General features: G+C 63.0%; 18 protein-coding genes. 10 read left to right on the top strand and 8 right to left on the bottom strand.

What is annotated here, in order from left to right:
• Window positions 1-21 precede the first annotated feature (21 nt).
• The 3 genes from HUW10_RS01510 to HUW10_RS01500 all read left to right on the top strand — a co-directional run bounded on the left by HUW10_RS01510 (window position 22) and on the right by HUW10_RS01500 (window position 5221).
• Window positions 22-3837 carry a bifunctional DNA primase/polymerase gene (locus HUW10_RS01510; RefSeq protein ID WP_174501900.1) on the top strand — a complete coding sequence of 1272 codons (3816 nt, stop codon included), beginning with the start codon at window positions 22-24 and terminating at the stop codon, window positions 3835-3837.
• A gap of 53 nt (window positions 3838-3890) precedes the next feature.
• Window positions 3891-4676 (top strand): hypothetical protein, encoded by a 786-nt coding sequence (locus tag HUW10_RS01505; protein WP_201712564.1) that lies wholly within the window; start codon window positions 3891-3893, stop codon window positions 4674-4676.
• Window positions 4677-4756: 80 nt separating this feature from the next.
• Window positions 4757-5221 (top strand): hypothetical protein, encoded by a 465-nt coding sequence (locus tag HUW10_RS01500; protein ID WP_174501899.1) that lies wholly within the window; start codon window positions 4757-4759, stop codon window positions 5219-5221.
• A gap of 4 nt (window positions 5222-5225) precedes the next feature.
• Here the strand turns inward: HUW10_RS01500 and HUW10_RS01495 are convergent, their stop codons facing one another.
• The 5 genes from HUW10_RS01495 to HUW10_RS01475 form a co-directional block, all read right to left on the bottom strand.
• Window positions 5226-5387, bottom strand: coding sequence for an LPXTG cell wall anchor domain-containing protein (locus tag HUW10_RS01495; RefSeq protein ID WP_174501898.1), 162 nt, complete (start codon window positions 5385-5387; stop codon window positions 5226-5228).
• 14 nt (window positions 5388-5401) lie between these two features.
• Window positions 5402-6136 carry a hypothetical protein gene (locus HUW10_RS01490; protein ID WP_174501897.1) on the bottom strand — a complete coding sequence of 245 codons (735 nt, stop codon included), beginning with the start codon at window positions 6134-6136 and terminating at the stop codon, window positions 5402-5404.
• Between the two features lie 37 nt (window positions 6137-6173).
• Window positions 6174-6815: a hypothetical protein gene (locus tag HUW10_RS01485; protein ID WP_174501896.1), complete on the bottom strand. Its 642-nt coding sequence runs from the start codon at window positions 6813-6815 to the stop codon at window positions 6174-6176.
• Between the two features lie 118 nt (window positions 6816-6933).
• Window positions 6934-7518 carry an HD domain-containing protein gene (locus tag HUW10_RS01480; protein WP_255540008.1) on the bottom strand — a complete coding sequence of 195 codons (585 nt, stop codon included), beginning with the start codon at window positions 7516-7518 and terminating at the stop codon, window positions 6934-6936.
• Window positions 7509-9386 (bottom strand): ribonucleoside-diphosphate reductase subunit alpha, encoded by a 1878-nt coding sequence (locus tag HUW10_RS01475; RefSeq protein WP_174501894.1) that lies wholly within the window; start codon window positions 9384-9386, stop codon window positions 7509-7511. Before HUW10_RS01475 ends, HUW10_RS01480 begins: the two co-directional genes overlap by 10 nt.
• 348 nt (window positions 9387-9734) lie before the next feature.
• On the opposite strand from HUW10_RS01475, the gene HUW10_RS01470 reads away from it, so the two are divergent.
• The 4 genes from HUW10_RS01470 to HUW10_RS01455 all read left to right on the top strand — a co-directional run bounded on the left by HUW10_RS01470 (window position 9735) and on the right by HUW10_RS01455 (window position 12364).
• The gene (locus HUW10_RS01470) at window positions 9735-10505 is read left to right on the top strand and encodes a hypothetical protein (protein WP_174501893.1); all 771 of its coding nucleotides are present in this window, start codon (window positions 9735-9737) and stop codon (window positions 10503-10505) included.
• Window positions 10506-10726: 221 nt separating this feature from the next.
• Window positions 10727-11311, top strand: a complete 585-nt coding sequence (locus HUW10_RS01465) for a hypothetical protein (RefSeq protein ID WP_174501892.1) — start codon at window positions 10727-10729, stop codon at window positions 11309-11311.
• 83 nt (window positions 11312-11394) lie between these two features.
• Window positions 11395-11715, top strand: coding sequence for a hypothetical protein (locus HUW10_RS01460; protein ID WP_174501891.1), 321 nt, complete (start codon window positions 11395-11397; stop codon window positions 11713-11715).
• 115 nt (window positions 11716-11830) lie between these two features.
• A complete protein-coding gene (locus HUW10_RS01455) occupies window positions 11831-12364 on the top strand; it encodes a hypothetical protein (protein WP_174501890.1) in 534 nt (177 codons plus the stop codon).
• A 6-nt stretch (window positions 12365-12370) separates the two neighbouring features.
• Here the strand turns inward: HUW10_RS01455 and HUW10_RS01450 are convergent, their stop codons facing one another.
• Window positions 12371-12739, bottom strand: coding sequence for a hypothetical protein (locus HUW10_RS01450; RefSeq protein ID WP_174501889.1), 369 nt, complete (start codon window positions 12737-12739; stop codon window positions 12371-12373).
• 226 nt (window positions 12740-12965) lie between these two features.
• Here HUW10_RS01450 and HUW10_RS01445 point away from each other — a divergent pair, with 226 nt between their 5' ends.
• Window positions 12966-13370, top strand: a complete 405-nt coding sequence (locus HUW10_RS01445) for a hypothetical protein (protein ID WP_174501888.1) — start codon at window positions 12966-12968, stop codon at window positions 13368-13370.
• A gap of 73 nt (window positions 13371-13443) precedes the next feature.
• Here HUW10_RS01445 and HUW10_RS01440 read toward each other — a convergent pair whose 3' ends face one another.
• Window positions 13444-14163: a hypothetical protein gene (locus HUW10_RS01440; RefSeq protein ID WP_174501887.1), complete on the bottom strand. Its 720-nt coding sequence runs from the start codon at window positions 14161-14163 to the stop codon at window positions 13444-13446.
• Window positions 14160-14678: a hypothetical protein gene (locus tag HUW10_RS01435; protein WP_174501886.1), complete on the bottom strand. Its 519-nt coding sequence runs from the start codon at window positions 14676-14678 to the stop codon at window positions 14160-14162. Before HUW10_RS01435 ends, HUW10_RS01440 begins: the two co-directional genes overlap by 4 nt.
• A gap of 190 nt (window positions 14679-14868) precedes the next feature.
• Between HUW10_RS01435 and HUW10_RS01430 the strand changes: the two genes are divergently transcribed.
• Both HUW10_RS01430 and HUW10_RS01425 read left to right on the top strand, forming a co-directional pair.
• Window positions 14869-15675 (top strand): radical SAM protein, encoded by an 807-nt coding sequence (locus HUW10_RS01430; RefSeq protein WP_174501885.1) that lies wholly within the window; start codon window positions 14869-14871, stop codon window positions 15673-15675.
• Window positions 15676-15764: 89 nt separating this feature from the next.
• Window positions 15765-16178: a hypothetical protein gene (locus tag HUW10_RS01425; protein ID WP_174501884.1), complete on the top strand. Its 414-nt coding sequence runs from the start codon at window positions 15765-15767 to the stop codon at window positions 16176-16178.
• Window positions 16179-16212: the final 34 nt, after the last annotated feature.

Genomic DNA, 16212 nt, shown 5'->3' with positions numbered 1-16212 from the left:
CATAAATACTATACTGGAGACATGACGGAAGCAACGGAAAAGCTGGCAGTCGGAAGCCGTGCCGGGCGGACCTATTCAGACCGGACGCAGACCGCGTATTTCGGCCTCTCCTGCGATACCCTCGTCCGCAACGGCTGGGCCATTTTCCCGCAGACAATCGACCGTCGCCCTGCCATTCTATTTGACCGGACGATCAAGCCGATGGAGGACCACGGCCTCGACGACCGGCTCCCCACGCTGCGCGATGTCGGCATCTGGAAACGCCACCTGCCTGACCTGAACGTCGGATGCATGATGGGCCCCGGTTCATCGGGGGCGCTCGCGATCGACGTCGACGTGACCGATCGCGACCTTTCCCGCCGCATTCGCCAGATTGCCACATCGATCCTCGGCCCCACACCGCTGATCCGGGTCGGGCGCGAGCCCAAATTCGCGATGATCTACCGAAACATGCCGGCCGGCCAGCGCCAGGTCAGGAACATGAAGATCAGCGCCGAGCTGGGTGGTCACGGCATCGATGTCCTCGCCAACGTGAAGGCGTTGACGTTCTTCGGAACGCATCACGGGACCGGTCGCCCGTTCCGCTGGATTGGCGAGGCGGATCCGATGGACATTCGGAGTAGCGAGCTGCCGGTGGTCACGCCTGACGCGGTCGAGACGCTGCTGGCCGAGATCGAGCAGTTCATGCCGTTTGCCCAGACGGTCCAGGGGGCGATGACCTGGATGGTGCCGGGCTGGACCGAGGGGGCCGACGGCAAGATCGCCGACGGGCGTGAGAAGTTCCTCTACGATCTTGTCGTCGATACCGTCCGGGACGCCGTCGGCCAGAGGGTCGACTTCACGATGGAGGCCACCGTCCGCGGGGTGGCGCAGACCGTCCTCGAGACCTTTTCCCGGCATGCGGTGCTTGATGGTCGCTGGACGGGCGCCAACCTCGGCAACGAGATCTTCTCGCGCGTTCGCCGGGTCTGTGAACAGGCTGCCCAGGGGCGCTTCGACAACATCCGCACGCCACGGGTGATCATCACCCGCAACCGGGCGGCGCGTCCGCAGGCCGGGCGCAACGTGGCGACCGATCCGCTGATGCTCAACGAGGATGACACCGCACCGGAGCCTCCACGAGGAGATTCGCCCGACACCGCCGCGGCGGCCCAGCCGCCCGCGGACGCTCAGGATGCCCGGGCCGCGAACGACACCGGCGTTGACGCTCTCGAGCGCGCCGGCGAGATGATGAGCGCCACGATCACCGCTTTCCTCGATCAGGTCTCCCGCCGGCATGGATTGCTGCCCCAGCACGAGGACGGCCAGGTCGACCCGGCGATCAGAATCATCAAGGCCCCGCCTGGCCTCGGGAAGACCAGCCGGGCGCTGCGAGGGATTGCCGATGATCCGAACACCTACGAGGACCTGAACGATCCGGACGAAGGGCGGATCCGCGCGCCCTACATCATGCTGGTGCCCACCTACCGGAATGTCGATGAATTGCGCACCCGCTCCATCATGTTCGGCCTCGATGCCGCCGCCGACGACGAGGAGCTTGTCGCTGCTGCACGCGAGGCCGGGCTGATCAGTGAGGCCGATGTCGAGGACCGCATCGCCGCCACCCTGCGCGACATCCGCCAGTATGCCGGCCCCGGCCAGGCGCACGGCGGCTTCCGGGTCGGCGTCTACCAGGGGCGCGTCCGGGCCGGGTGCCTGATGGCCGAGCAGATGGAGGCCGCGACCAAGGGCGGCGCAGGCGCTTCGTCGCTCTGCAAGACAAAGGAACGCAACCGGGCCACCGGAGCGATCACCGAGGTGTCCTGCCAGCATTACGACACGTGCCCAGCGATCCTGCAGCGCGAGATGTTTCATGCGGTTCACCTGGTGCTGATGCCTCACGCCTTCACCGCGCTTTCCATCCCAAGCGAGGCCAAGAAAGCCCGGGGCATCATCATCGACGAGCGGGTCTTCGATCTCTTCGTTCACTCGACGCAGATCCCGGTGGACACGCTCCACCTGCCCCGCCGGCCGCCACGGCCAACCCGCCGCGAACAGTCGGTCGAGGATTTCGACCTCACCGCGTGGCAGGACGGGCTCACCGAACATCGCCGGCATGCGGTGAGCATCGTCGAGGAGGCGTTTCGGGAACGGCGCGACCCGGCCGAGGCGTTCGCCGCCATGCCGGAGAGCCAGTCGACGGCGATGATCCATGCCTGCAGGCGCCTCTGCTCCGCAAGCATGCAGCGTTCGAGTTCTCTGAAGCCGAACATGTCCCTCGATGAGGTGCAGAAGGTGGTGGCCGCGCCGACAGGGCATCACGCCCGGGAAGAGTGGAGGTTCTGGACCATCCTCTCCGAACGGATCGTTGGCCTGCGCGAGGAGGCTGCGCCGGTCGTGCATGGCATGGCCGGCGATGCCCGCATCCAGGTCCTGCACAACGCGACGACCGGCGACCGACGGATCCGCCTGTCCTGGCGCACACTGCCGAACTGGCAGGGCACACCCCTGCTGATGATCGACGCATCCGCTGCGCCAGCGATTATCGCCAAGGTCTGGGGCGTCGATCCGGACCAGGTCCAGGTGACCGACCTTGTCGAGATCTCCGGCCTGTATGACCGCCTCCACAGCGTCATGCTAGCGCCCGGCAGCCTGAAGGAGGCGCCACTCCCCCGCACCTTCTCGAATGCGAGCTTGCTCGGGCCGAAAGAGGCAACGCCGGCTCGCATCTGGTCGGCCAAGCTGCTGGGCGAGGTGCGCGACGTCCTGTCTGCAATCGCTGCCCGCCACGCTGACGGGCGCGTGCTTGTTGGGGCGACCATCGCAGTCAGGCGGGCGATTACCGAGAGTTGGGCCTCGCCCGACAACATCGATTGGGGGCATTTTGGTGCTCTTCGCGGCATTGACGCCTACAAGAACCATGTCGCCGCAGTCAGCATCGGCAGGCTGGAGCTTCCGGTCGACGTGCTCGACGGTCTGGCCGCGGCACTGGCCTATGACGACGACGAGCCCGAGATGCCGCTCGACCGGGAGGGCACCGGATACGCGGACGGCGTGCCGATCCGCATGCCGATCGTCCAGAAGACGATTGCCATGCGTGGCGGTGAGGCCAAGCTCGGCGTGCCGGTTCACCCGGGCGGCTGGGGCGCGCTCATCCAGGCCCAATACCGCGAGGAAGAGCTGCTGCAGTTTCTTGGCCGGCTGCGCGCCTTTTATCGGCCGGTCAAACCGACCTGGTATGCAATTTCGAGCATCGTCCCTGACGGAACGATCCTCGACGATCTGACGACGTTCGGCGCGATCATCCAGACGATCGGGCTGGGGGCGGCGGAGATGGCGCGTCGGGCGGGCGGGCGGATGAGTGCGGAAGCGATCCGCGGCGCCGATCCGTTCTGGCCGGCTGGAGATATTGAGCGCGCGGTGGCTTGGATCGAGGAGATGGCCCGGCAGCAAGGCGGAGGATGGGTCCGTGATGCGGAGAGCCTTGTGGCGCGCTTCAGACAGAATGCCGTTCGCCCTCCCGACGACAAGATCGACACGCTGCTCGGCCCCCGCGAGTCGAGGGCGCGCCGCGAGCACGAGGTGATGGTCCGACTGGTCAACACCGTCTACCGCAAGGAGGGCGGGACCATTGGCAAGGATGCCCGTTGCCGGATGATCGATCCACCGGGGTGGGAGGCACAGCGGCGCCTGGACCACAGTATCCCACGGTTAAGCCTATCGGGCTGCGTCGCTCTGGCCGGTCTCGGCCTGTACCACGCCGGCACCGCCGCGCGCCTCGACCCGCGCAAGGAAACCTCCGCGGAGACACGCAATTTCGACCATTACGGCGAGGGCTCCGATGACGCCCACGCATAAGGCAGCGCCGGCAAGAAGCCGGCACGCAACTTCAGGCACAGGAGACATCGATCATGGATGCGCAGGCCGCAGACCCCGCCTCGTCAGACGAGGAAGCCACCGCCACCAGCAGCCCGCTCGAACCTGAAATCGCCGGCATTCTCGCTGGCGCGCACGGGCGGGACCCGGCTGATATCGCACGCGACATCGCGGCACTGGTCTCGGGCAGCCTCCAGCGCCGGACACATGAATGGATGATGAGGTGCTTTGGCCCCACAATCGCGAACAACCGCGAAGAACGGGGGAACCGGTTCCTGGAGGAGGCCATCGAGCTTGTGCAAGCGTGCGACATGCCTCCCGAGCGGGCGCACCGCCTGGTCGACTATGTCTATGGGCGTCCGGTCGGCGAGCGGCGCCAGGAGGTTGGCGGCGTAGAGCTGACATTGACCGCCCTGTGCACGGCGTACGGGATAGACAAGACCGAAGCTGTCGAAGCTGAGTTGGCAAGAGCGTGGCTCAATATCGACAAGATCCGTCTCAAGCAGGCAGCCAAGCCGTCGGCGGTGCTTGGCATGGAGCCGTCCCATAGCGGCGAACGCCTCGACCCCGGCATGCTTGAGCATCAAGAGGACCTTCGTGTCGGCTTCGTATATCGCAACTGGCGAGGCGAGTTGGCCGAGCGTCGCGTCGAGATTCGCGGCCTATGGTACGGATCTACCGAATGGCATCCGGAGCCGCAATGGTTCCTGAAAGCGATCGATCTCGACAAGCATGTATCACGTGATTTTGCCCTCCGGGACATCATGCAGCCTGCCCCCGCGCCAGAAGTGGCAGACGATGTCATATCTTCTGGCATTTGAGGAATTTCCGCCTATTTCGTTGACTTTGCAGAGCGCTTTCAGCGATTCTTGTGGACAACCGACTTCAAGAGAGCCGACCAATGAACGAGACGAAACAGGTTGATCCTGTCGACCGGTTTGCCGCGGGGATTGCCATGTCCAACCAGGACGGCGCGCCTCTTATCGATGGCGTCCGCGGCCAGGACGATAACCTCGAATTCCGGATCGACACCGGCTTCGAGCCGATCCGCTTCATAGACACTCACGGCGAGACCCTGCGTGATGCGCTGCTCGACCGCTGTGCCGATCTCGTACGGGCGGCCATGCGCTACGAGGATCCGACGATCTCGATCGAACGCATCCATGTCGGTGTTCATATCGAGCGGCTTGCCGTCGATCCGGACCGGCAGGACGAATCCCCGTATTTCTCCCTTGAGATCACGGTCACGCCGCCGGTGGGTCCGTGGCTCGAGGCAGAGGGTATCTGGTGGGACCGAACGATCGGCAACCGTCAGCCCGTCGAGCGGATCTTCCTGGTTTACGGGGACGACCCCACCGTCCCCTGAGCGGCTAGTAGCGGCGGCGGCGGAAGAAGAAGAGTCCGCCGACAAGGGCGAAGCCGAGGACGGCTGCCAGCTGCGCCGGGCTCAGATCACGCATCAGGCGGAAAATGACACCGTAGATGACGGCGTGGATCAGGATGCTCACGAGGTGGTGGGCTGCGTAGTGCATGGGTGCTCCTGAGCTCAGCCTTGCGGACGGTTTCTGAACCGAACCAGCAGTTCGTTCCACTGGCTGACGGCGTCGCCGCGGTCAGGCCGGCCAAGTTCACTGCGGCTGGTGACGCCGCACCAGACGCGGACGATCCGGGCCGCGGACTCGGCCGGCGTCTCGCCCGGGCTTGGGACGATCCCGATCATCGCCCCGATGCCGATAATCCATTCCTGGAACTCGGGGTCCGTGCGGCAGAGAATCTGGCTCTGCTGGACCGGGGACATGTCGGCGAAGCGCTTGCGGCGACGACGGGTGACGGACTCATCGTCCTCGATCCGGAAGAATGCTGCAGCCAGGACGTCGCCGCCGTCACGGCCGGCCCGGACCTGCTGAAACGGGTTCACCGCCTCGCCGTCTGGCCCGTCATCGAGCTTGAGATTGATGTGTTGGCCATTGCTGTCGTGTTGCCACCAGACCAGCACGACTTCACCAGCATGGACTGGCTCGGGCTCACCGACTTCGGGGGCCGTGCTGAAGCGGGTGAGGAAGCGCTGCCCAGAGGCCGCGCCGACGCGCTGGCTCAGGAACGGATGGACCTGCTCCTGAGGGCTGATGATCGACAGCTTCACGTTCATCCCGCTGGTCGCCCGAACCGAATGATCGATCACCCGGACATGGCCGACCCAGAAGATCGACTGCATCAGATCGTTGGTTACGCCGCGCGCGACGGCAGGGAGGTCAGGCATGAAATTCAGTTCGAGTGGCATCGGATAACCTGCCTCCACATGATGCGCAGCCTCGGCGTCAGCCGATGGTCGGCGCGTCGTCTTGACTGTCGGTGGCCTGCCCCTCGATGACGTGGCTGTCCTGCGCGTGCACCGAGCGGGTGTAGGCGGCAACAGCGGCGTCAAGCGCGAGATCAATATCGTGGCCGGTCGCAACCCTCTCGAACACGCTGTCCGTCGCAACCTGGATGCGCCCGGCGCGGTCATGAGGGTCGAAGGCAAAGTCGATAGGGGCGCCACCGACGAAACGCGAGACCACAAAGGGTGCGTTCCGACCCGTCCTCTCAAGCGACAGGCGCCACACCTGGTCCCCGTTCCGGGAGTAGGCGGCGCCATCGGTGCCGGCGAACCAGACGCACTCCGGGTCGTTGCCGAATTCGAAGATGCCGGCCAAGTCGAGATTGTGCTGCGAGATCCGGGCCCTGATGGCACTGGTCGCCGCCTTATCATCGATGCCGTCCGGAACGACGACGAAGTGATAGGTTTCGCCGAATGCACGAGCGAATGCTTCGGGGCTGGAGCCGGCCTCGAACGCATGATTCAGCCATCCGAGATCCCGGTCCAGAGCCGGCGCATTGCCGATAAGCGTCTGGTAGTCGACAGCGAACAACCGATCCATCGCCTCATCGACCCGCTGACGGAACTCCTTGAACTTGGTCATGTAAGCTCTCCTTTGGAGCCAGTCTAAGCGGGCGATGTGCATGTGACGCAAAATGAGGCGCATCGGGTCCGCTACGAATACAAGACAAAGCACAAAGAGTCAAGAAATCCGCATTTAGTCAGCGCGTCGGCTCAGCGTGAGGCGCCGGTTGAAACGCTTCACATGCAGCCATGGCTCGAGCCACGATCCGGCGATCAGCCTGCGTCATCGCCCGCAGGGTCGCGATCTTCTCGGGCACGTAGACGGCAGCGAAAGAGGGGTCGTGGCTTATGATCGAGGGGGTGTTGTCGAGGATGTCCGCGGCCTTGATGGTCTGCGCCTCGGACGGGCCGGCCGCGATGTGGAGGAGGTTGATCGAGGCGCGCGCGGCGCGGTCTCCATCGCGGCTGGTCGCCACGTTGGTCACCCAGTGAACGAGCCCAGCGACCCTGCCCCCAAAGCGCAGTTCCAGATCAGTGATCGTGACCGGGGTATCCTCGACGACATCGTGCAGTAACGCCGCAGCCACGACATGATCGCCATAGCCGAGGGCTGCGATCGTCCCGGCAACGCGAACCGGGTGCGCGAAGTAGGGCTCGGCCACGTATCTCCGCATCTGACCGATTGCCCCATGGGCGGCCGCCCCGAAGCGCCGGGCAGCCTCGACCAGGGGGCAGCCTCCGAGATCGAGGTCTAGCGGCGAAATGGTTAGCTTCACTGACATGACTCGCAGGATTCGTAGTTCCTCGCCTGCGCAGGCGCCTGGGTCGGCTGGGTGGTATCGATCTCAACCGCACTGGCTTTCTCGCTCACGGTATCCGCCCGCTGGATCGAGAGCGAGCGGCAGTAGTACAGCGACTTCATGCCACGCTTCCACGCCTGGAAATGGATCTGGTGCAGGTCGCGCTTGTGGATGTCGGCCGGCAGGAAGACGTTGACCGACTGGCTCTGGCAGACGAATGGCGTACGGTCGGCGGCGAGGTCGATGATCCAGATCTGATCGATCTCGAACGCGGTGCGGAACACGGCCTTTTCCTCGTCGGTCAGGAAGTCGAGGTGCTGCACCGAGCCCTTGTTGACCGTGATGCTCGACCAGGTCGCATCGTCATCCCGCCCCTTCTCGGCAAGCAGCTTCTTGAGGTGGCGGTTGCGAACCGTGAAGCTCCCCGAGAGGGTCTTCTGCAGGAAGACATTGGCCGCGATCGGTTCGATGCCGGGGCTGGTGCAGCCCGCAATGATCGAGATCGAGGCGGTCGGCGCGATCGCCAGCTTGTGCGAGAAGCGCTCCATCACGCCGTAATCGGCGGCGTCGGGGCAGGGGCCGCGCTCATGGGCGAGACGCATGGACGCCGCATCGGCAGCCTCCCGGATATGCTTAAACATCCGCCTGTTCCAGACCTTCGCCATGACGCTCTCAAAGGGCGTGTTGATGGACTGGAGGAAGGAATGGAAGCCCATGACACCGAGGCCGACCGAGCGCTCGCGCATCGCGGCGTATTTGGCGCGTTCCATGGAACTGGGCGCGTTGTCGATGAAGTCCTGCAGCACGTTGTCGAGGAACCGCATCACGTCTTCGATGAACAGCTCGTTGTCGTGCCACTCAAACCAGGTCTCAAGGTTCAGTGATGACAGGCAGCACACGGCTGTCCTCTGTTTGCCGAGATGATCAGTGCCGGTTGGTAGAGTGATTTCGGAACAGAGGTTGGAAAGCTTCACCTTCAGCCCGGCGCGCTTGTGGTGCTCCGGCTGAAGACGGGTGACGGTATCGCCGAAGATCAGGTATGGCTCTCCCGTTTCAATACGGGCGGTGAGGATTCGGATCCAGAGTGTTCGCGCCTTGATGGTGCGGATAATCTCGCCGGTCTTCGGCGAGACAAGGTTCCAGTCGAGGTCATCCCGCACCGCATCCATGAAGGCATCAGGAATGACGATGCCATGGTGCAGGTTCAGCGCGCGCCGATTTGGATCCCCACCGGTGGGACGGCGAAGCTCGATGAACTCGTCAATCTCCGGATGCGAGACCGGCAGATAGACGGCTGCCGAGCCGCGGCGCAGGGAGCCCTGGCTAATCGCGAGTGTGAGGCTGTCCATGACCTTGATGAAGGGGATAACGCCTGAAGTCTTGCCGGACTTGTTGATCTTCTCGCCGATCGAACGGAGATTGCCCCAGTAGGACCCAATCCCGCCCCCATTCGAGGCAAGGGCCACGTTCTCATTCCAGAGATCGACAATGCCAGAGAGGCTGTCGCTGGCTTCGTTCAGGAAGCAGCTGATTGGCAGGCCACGGCCGGCGCCACCATTGGATAGGACCGGTGTGGCCGGCATGAACCAGTGCCTGGACATGTAGTCGTAGAGGCGCTGTGCGTGCATCTGGTTATCGGCATAGCGGCGGGCCACGCGGGCGAAGAGATCCTGGTAGGTCTCGCCGGGGAGCAGGTAGCGGTCATCCAGCGTTGCTCGTCCAAACGGAGTGATCAGGTCATCCCGTGAGTGGTCGATTTCGAGGGCGAATGGGTCGGCCGGGGTGGTTCGGGCGGTCTCGAAATCCGTCGCCAGGTCGTGCTCCGCAGCGATATCCGAAACGTATGTCATGGGGTGATCCTGGGGTCTGATTGGCTTCAAGAATGGAACCAAAACTTGGCGGACGAGTGCGTAAGCAACAAAGCCCTTCTGATAGCTTCAATATTTTCCACGCAATTTCACCGCACTGAAGAATTCGTCAGTGCCGACACCGTGTCGGCAGGGTTCAAATATATACAATTTATATATATGGCTTGCAATATAGAACGCGCATTGCGTGCGAATAATGCTCGGCCCATAGGCGGCGAAATATATTGCAATTAGGTATGGTGCGTTGTATAAACATGCCAACGCCTGGCGTTGCTTTCATGTCGCTCCGCTACTGTCAGGCCGTTGATTTTTTTCCAGCAGGAGCTATCCATGCCCGACAATAACCCCCTCTACCCCGCCGCGGCGGCTGGCTACGTGGATGCCACCGAGCGCCACGAGCAGATCTCGCGCGCCTATCAGAATGCCATCGCACTCGATGACGAGTCCCGCGACTACTACGCCCGTATCGGCTCGCCCTCGGTGAAGCTGCTGCACAACATCTTCGGCGCGTATCCCGACTTCCTGGAGCAGGTCCGCATGACCGGCGAGTCGCTGCCCCGCGTCGTGATGGGCGAAGCCCTTGAGACGGTGCTCGCCCGTGTCGGCGAAGCCTACCGTGCCGGGAACGCCGAGTCGGTCCGGGTCGCCCAGCTCGACTTCGAAGGCATCATGCCGGGCTACCGCCCGAGCACCCGCGTCTACCTGATCTCGGAGAACTACGCCGATCCGACCGTCGAGCGGGACGTCTTCGACGCCGATGGCGTCCGTGTCGGCACCATGCCGATGGTCGAAGGACAGGCGATCTCGGGCATGACCATCATGCACGTCGTCGAGCAGGCCGCTCATGGTGCGCCGGCGGACAGCGTTCGCCTCTACATCTGGAAGGGCGGTCGCGAGTACTACCAGACCGACGAGCGCCGCGCTGCGCTCAACGAGATCACGGGTCAGCCGCGCGAGGTCACCTTCGACGACGCCCGGGTCCGTGCGGCGCTTGGCATGCACCGCATCGCGCAGAACCAGCACCCGATGCCGCTCCATGGTGGTTTCATCGGCGACGAGGCCGAAGCGCAAGGCGAAGAGGACCCCGCGCCGGGCATCTGACCCACTCGACCGCCCCCAAAAATTCACGATTTAGTGAACCCGGCACAGAAATGTGCCGGGATTTTTTTATGGGCGGTCGAAGTTCATCAGAAATTTTCTATAGATAATTCAAACCTCAAAAAATTATTTTTTGGGTCCGAATTACTGTCCGGCATTTAATGTCACTTACACATACCGGGCACATACTAGGGGGATCGAACAAGCACCGGAGTGGATTGGCCATGCAGCCCAGCACTTTTGTCATCGCGGGAATGACCTTCGCGGCCTTTGTTGGGGATGTGTTCGTACATCCGACCTTCAGCCGTGGTGACCAGGAATCAACGCGGGTCTTCCGCCGGGCTCTCACAGCTCCGGCCCGCAACCTGCCTATGCATGAGATGTGGCGTGCCGCTGCCGACTCCGCACTGCATGCAGGGCTTTCGATCCAACGGATCGACGAGAGCGTCTGGGGGGATGAGATCTGCTTCATCCTTGTTGACCACAACGGCCGCCAACCGCGGGGTGTCGGCTATTACTGCCATGGCGAGATCTGGCTGGCCCGCCAGTGCCGCGGCAGGGGTCTCGAGGTCCAGATGATCCTGTGTGCTGCTGGCTATACCGGTGGCTCTCCGGTCGGAATCGAGAATGCGTGCCTCACGCCGGAAGAATATGCCTTCCACAAGGAGGCTTTCGACCTGCTCACTTCCTCCGATGTCACGGCACGGGAGGCGCCATCATACAGGCCGGCGGAGATTGTCGCGCCCCTCCTGAAATCCGCCACCGCCACGCGCCGACCGATCGCCCCGTGGCTCGAACACGCTTACTGAACATGGATGGACAGGTGCATCGCGCTTCGGGTAGAGCACCTGTTTTTCTTGAATATATATCGGCAAATTGATATTTTGTGGCTATGGTCAGGCAGATCCCAGTCGTCACGAACGGATTTCAGCCGCCAGGCAAAGCGCCGGGCTCCGCCGATGAGCCGCGCGACATCCGCCTGATCTCGGACCCAGTCGTGCGCGGCCATCTGGTCGGGACATCGAATGTCCTCGTCCGCACCGGTTCCACAAAGCGCGGCCGCAAGGGGGTTGCAAGCTTCCGGGTCTGGTTTGACGGCGCACTGGGATGGCATGTCCGCATCGGTCGAGGAGGCGCCCGTCGGGCGCGGCTCTCTTCCTGCGAGATCTCATCTTCTGGTTTCATCTTCCGCATGCATCCCACCGGTGCCTGACATGGGCATGCGCTGGATCACTCTTGACACGGACGGGCTGTCACGATCCTCCGATCCTAATGGGGGCCTGTGTCTTCGCACGGCCGATGCCACAATCCTCGGTGTCCCGACCGTCATGGCGGAGAAGCTGCTCCGTGCGCGGAGCCTCACCTGCGATGTCGAAGATACGGACATGCCGGGGGTCTACCGGTTCGCGGGGCGTCTCTACGTCGACAATACGGCACCCGAGCAGGCCACCGAGGGACTCGCGCCCGAATGGCTGACGACGGGTGGCAATGTGGTTGCCACGCCTCCAACCCCGGCAAAGCCACCCGAGGAGGGCGAGGCAACGGGTGAGATCGGCTTGGCCAGGGCCCTTACGCGTGGCCGGCGGCCCGCCGGCGTCACCACAGAGCGGGCGGACCAGCGCGACGAGGACATTGTCAGCCAGGCGGCAGACCTGTCAGATGCGATCGACGATGCCTTTGCGCCGGGCGTGATCGACTCGGGTGGCGAGGTTCAGGTCGGCAACTATCGCCCGGCCACAGCCCTGGTTGTCGGAGAAGAGGCGAGGCTATACCCGAGCCAGCTCGAGGCCCAGATCCTGTCGATGAACGGCTTCGACCTCGATAACCCATCCGCCCCGGCAGCCCCGGCCGCCCCGGCCTGAACCGGCCTACATTCCTGGCGTCGGGCCCCGCGGCGCCGCCGCGCCCATCGTCTCCAGCAGCGCGGTCCTCATCTGGTTAAGCTTGACGGCCGACCCGTTCGGGTTGATCGGCCCGTTCACCGCCTCGACGACCATCTGGGAAACCTCGCGCGTCGGTAGACCTCTTGCTGCGATCCAGCCGAGCACGGCATGAAGAGCTATCTTCAGACGCAGGATCGTCACCGCCCCATCGATCACCTGGGCAAGCTCTGATGAGTCGATCTCATCGAGCGCCTCGATGGCCTTGACCATGGCGAAGACCCGGCTCGGCAAGTCCGAGATGGCATGCACCGTGATCACCTTGTTGGGCTCGTCCGCAGTCGGTGCCGTCTGCATGCCGAGATTGCGGGCTGCCACCAAGAGCGCGAGCAGAGCATCCGCAGCCGGCCGCGGCGGATGCTCTCGCACACTTTGGGAGTCTGATCTGGTGATCTCATCTTCCACGGCCACGACTCCTCCGAACTGCAGCGACCAACAGGCACGCGACAGATGCGCCATATAACACTGGAATTATACAGCATGAAACTGTATTCCTAGAAGCACTTTCTGGAGGTAGACCGCATTGACCACGATTCTCGACAGCATTCTCCAGGCACTCTCCCGTCGAACGGCAGCCGACGGCCTGACCGGCAGCCGGGAGAGTCAGCTTGCGGCAATCGAAGACGCAGAGCGCGAGGTCGAGCGGCTGGAAGACCTGATTCCGGAGACCGGTGGCTTCGTCGGGGGGTACAGGATCGACGCCGAGAGCACACCAGATCTGCTGATCATCAATGCCCCCTTTCACAGGGTGACACCGGACGGGCATCTCGACGGGCGTTACGATATCGAGGCGCGTGTGAGCCGCTGTGAGACTGGCGGGGTGGCGATCGCGGTCAGCGGCGGTCTTGAGGATGAACGACAGGCCCTGGCCGGCCTCCTATCCTCATTTCTGGAGCTGCCGGATCAGGCTGCTCTTCCGGGCGGGTGAACAGTCCGGCCGGAAGAGCAGCCCCGGTCCCAACGCCGCAGCCTTCGCCTATCGAGGACCGGACATGCCGCTTTCAAAAGCCGGGCGAGCAGCCTTGATCCAGCCCATCGCATTCCGCGTTGGTTGCGAGGCCCTGAAGCCGATTGAGCGGGTTGAGGGCGAAAATTTCGAGACAATCCTGAAGAAGCTGCCGGTTGGCATCCACGTCCAGATCCGAACGCCATATCTCGGCGCGCCGCCGCGTGAACGGGATAAGCTGGATGACGTGGTCCTGGCAGATTTCGGGCGCGGTGGCGCCTCGATCCATGGAGGGGCCAGGCAGCGCTCCGTCGGCCGGAGGTGTGGCAAGTGCCCAATCGGGCGGCACCCGCAGATATCGCCTACGGCCGAACACACTGTGCAGGTTCTCAGGGGCGACGGGGAGCCGGCCGCCTTCGAACGACAGAACCACGGGGACAACTTCCTGGCATGCCGTTGCAACAACGACTGCCGTACTCGCGGTGTTGATCCCGTACCGGCGTACGAACCTGCGTACGTCGTCCCCGAAATACGATCTCTCAAGAAAGGCGGGGCCAAGACTCACGTCTGTGAAGCCGCTGACTTCCTTCATGACCGCGCCGCCGTGCAAGCACTCCGCATGCACATCGTGAATGATGAGATGGCCGATACTGGCCCTGAAGGAAACGAGGCCATGATTGCCGGCGCCGTCAAGGTCCACCGGGCGCTGCAGGTCGACCTGACCGATCGGTTCGACGGCGCCGGCGGCCTCGACGAATTTCCCGTCCGTGATCATTCCATTTCCGGGGCGGAGGTGTCGTCATGCGTCAAAACAACGAGGCTCTCGGCATACCAATCCGGCATGCACCCTTTGTGGAACGCCCAAGAATCCGTACAGATGCCAGCGTAACGTGAGCTCTCGGAACACCTGACCGCCACATCGATGTCGAGGAGCACGGGGGGCGAATTATCCAGGAGCCGGCGCGAGCTGGATGGGATTGTGATTCCCAGGTTTTCGAGGATCTCGCGCCCACTGGCCACGGCATGGCGACCCGCTACGGCAAGCAGTCGGGTTTGGATGAGGTTGATGATCCTTGGCGAGACAATGCCCGGAGAGTCGAAGCGGATCCTCACGTCCGGTCGCCCCTCGTCACTCACCTCAGGATCGACGCCCGAAAAGCTGAACGCAACCTCAGACGCCCCCGCCATAAGCAACAGGGATTGCATGCCCTCGGCAAGGTCGAGATCGAAAGTGGCTGGATCCTTCAGCATGAGGCCGGTGATGATGGCATCGGCTTTCGCTTCGAACATGGAACCCTCCTTGGCTCCCGCCAACTCTAATCCTCAGGCATGAAAGCAACGTGGCCCGGGCGAAGCCTGCTGTGCCTCCTTTGCCGTTGCTTTCACATCAGCCCGCCATGCTTGGCTCATGTCATGGCAAAAGCACGCTTCACAGGTGGATGCATCGGTCAACTTCACACTCCCGACGGCGGATGGGGGTATGATCGAGGCCCGGTTTGTTCAGCGCGACCCCGACTATTTCATCGTCTATCTCTCCTCGCACACAGGGTGCCGCCACGCCTGTCGCTTCTGCCATCTGACAGCTACCGGCCAGACGATGATGGTGCCGGTCGGCGCCCATGATTACGTGGCGCAGGCCAACCGCGTGCTGCAGCACGCTGGAATGGTGGCGACCGAGGCGAAGCGTGTGCATTACAACTTCATGGCCCGTGGCGAGGCTCTGTCCAACCCGGATTTCCTTCGCGAGTCGAGCCTCGTCTTCGAGCTCCTTGGCAACCTGATGCCGGATCTCGCCTCCCGCTTCCTCGTCTCCAGCATCATCCCAGACGAATACACCGGGAGGCTCGATAGCCTCCTGACCGACCCGCGGAGCATGCTCTATTACTCGCTCTATTCGACAAACCCGGCATTTCGACGCCGCTGGCTGCCAAGGGCAAAGCCAGTCGACCATGCGCTCGACCTGATCGCCGACTACCAGGCACGAACTGGGCGCGCGATTGCTCTGCACTGGGCGTTCATCGCCGGCGAGAACGACGATCCTGATGACGTCGCCACGACGCTCGAAGCGCTGAAAGTGCGGGGGATAAAGGCCAAATTCAATCTTGTTCGCTACAACCCTCATGATCAGCGACAGGGGGCCGAAACGGAAGAGAAGCGGCTTACTGAGCTGTTCCGGCTGGTGGCTGGATCACTTGGCCAGGCGGGTAGCCGCATCGTGCCCCGCGTCGGCAGCGACATCATGGCATCCTGCGGCATGTTCTTCCCGCGGGGGGGCGCAGGAATATAAATTCAAAATCAAAAGTCAATTCTGCATTGCATTCATAGATTCAATTTTGTATAGCTTTTGAACACGACGTTCACATCAAGAGGCCAATCATGAACCCTCGTACCGCAGCCCGCAGCATGTTTGCCGTGGCAATTACCTGCACCGCACTCATGGGTTGCAGCCCGATGATGGAGGCGGACCGCCCCACCCCGGTTGACCTGTCGCAATTCCACAAGAACGAGCCGCGCCTGAAGGTTGTCTCGGTGGTTGGCGCCCCTCAGGGGCACATCAATGACAAGGGCCTGTCCTGCGACGTCTACAAGCTCTACACGGAGGGCCACAACCTGCTCTCCAAAGGGCTCATCACCACCGGTGAGGTGCTCGGCGATGTCGCAACGCTCGGGCTGGCTGAAATCTTCTTCACCCCGGCCCAGAGCATGACCAAGGAGCACAAGCATACCGTGCTCTTCTGCTACGGCCCCAACGACACGCTTGCCCAGATCTCGAACAGCAGCGGCACCTGATTCTCCAGCGTGGTTGGCCGCACCGTGTGGCCAG

This window comes from Acidiphilium sp. C61 (assembly GCF_905116885.1).
Lineage (GTDB): Bacteria > Pseudomonadota > Alphaproteobacteria > Acetobacterales > Acetobacteraceae > Acidiphilium.
Note: the sequence above shows the minus strand (reverse complement) of the source record. Positions and strands in the feature narration are given on the sequence as shown.

Coding starts and splice junctions, on each gene's coding strand:
- HUW10_RS01430 (WP_174501885.1), top strand. CDS start 14,869: ATGATCGAGGCCCGGTTTGTTCAGCGCGACCCCGACTATTTCATCGTC.
- HUW10_RS01435 (WP_174501886.1), bottom strand. CDS start 14,678: ATGTTCGAAGCGAAAGCCGATGCCATCATCACCGGCCTCATGCTGAAG.
- HUW10_RS01425 (WP_174501884.1), top strand. CDS start 15,765: ATGAACCCTCGTACCGCAGCCCGCAGCATGTTTGCCGTGGCAATTACC.
- HUW10_RS01465 (WP_174501892.1), top strand. CDS start 10,727: ATGCAGCCCAGCACTTTTGTCATCGCGGGAATGACCTTCGCGGCCTTT.
- HUW10_RS01460 (WP_174501891.1), top strand. CDS start 11,395: ATGGTCAGGCAGATCCCAGTCGTCACGAACGGATTTCAGCCGCCAGGC.
- HUW10_RS01485 (WP_174501896.1), bottom strand. CDS start 6,815: ATGACCAAGTTCAAGGAGTTCCGTCAGCGGGTCGATGAGGCGATGGAT.
- HUW10_RS01440 (WP_174501887.1), bottom strand. CDS start 14,163: ATGATCACGGACGGGAAATTCGTCGAGGCCGCCGGCGCCGTCGAACCG.
- HUW10_RS01470 (WP_174501893.1), top strand. CDS start 9,735: ATGCCCGACAATAACCCCCTCTACCCCGCCGCGGCGGCTGGCTACGTG.
- HUW10_RS01450 (WP_174501889.1), bottom strand. CDS start 12,739: ATGCAGACGGCACCGACTGCGGACGAGCCCAACAAGGTGATCACGGTG.
- HUW10_RS01490 (WP_174501897.1), bottom strand. CDS start 6,136: ATGCCACTCGAACTGAATTTCATGCCTGACCTCCCTGCCGTCGCGCGC.
- HUW10_RS01455 (WP_174501890.1), top strand. CDS start 11,831: ATGGCGGAGAAGCTGCTCCGTGCGCGGAGCCTCACCTGCGATGTCGAA.
- HUW10_RS01495 (WP_174501898.1), bottom strand. CDS start 5,387: ATGCACTACGCAGCCCACCACCTCGTGAGCATCCTGATCCACGCCGTC.
- HUW10_RS01500 (WP_174501899.1), top strand. CDS start 4,757: ATGAACGAGACGAAACAGGTTGATCCTGTCGACCGGTTTGCCGCGGGG.
- HUW10_RS01505 (WP_201712564.1), top strand. CDS start 3,891: ATGGATGCGCAGGCCGCAGACCCCGCCTCGTCAGACGAGGAAGCCACC.
- HUW10_RS01510 (WP_174501900.1), top strand. CDS start 22: ATGACGGAAGCAACGGAAAAGCTGGCAGTCGGAAGCCGTGCCGGGCGG.
- HUW10_RS01475 (WP_174501894.1), bottom strand. CDS start 9,386: ATGACATACGTTTCGGATATCGCTGCGGAGCACGACCTGGCGACGGAT.
- HUW10_RS01480 (WP_255540008.1), bottom strand. CDS start 7,518: ATGTCAGTGAAGCTAACCATTTCGCCGCTAGACCTCGATCTCGGAGGC.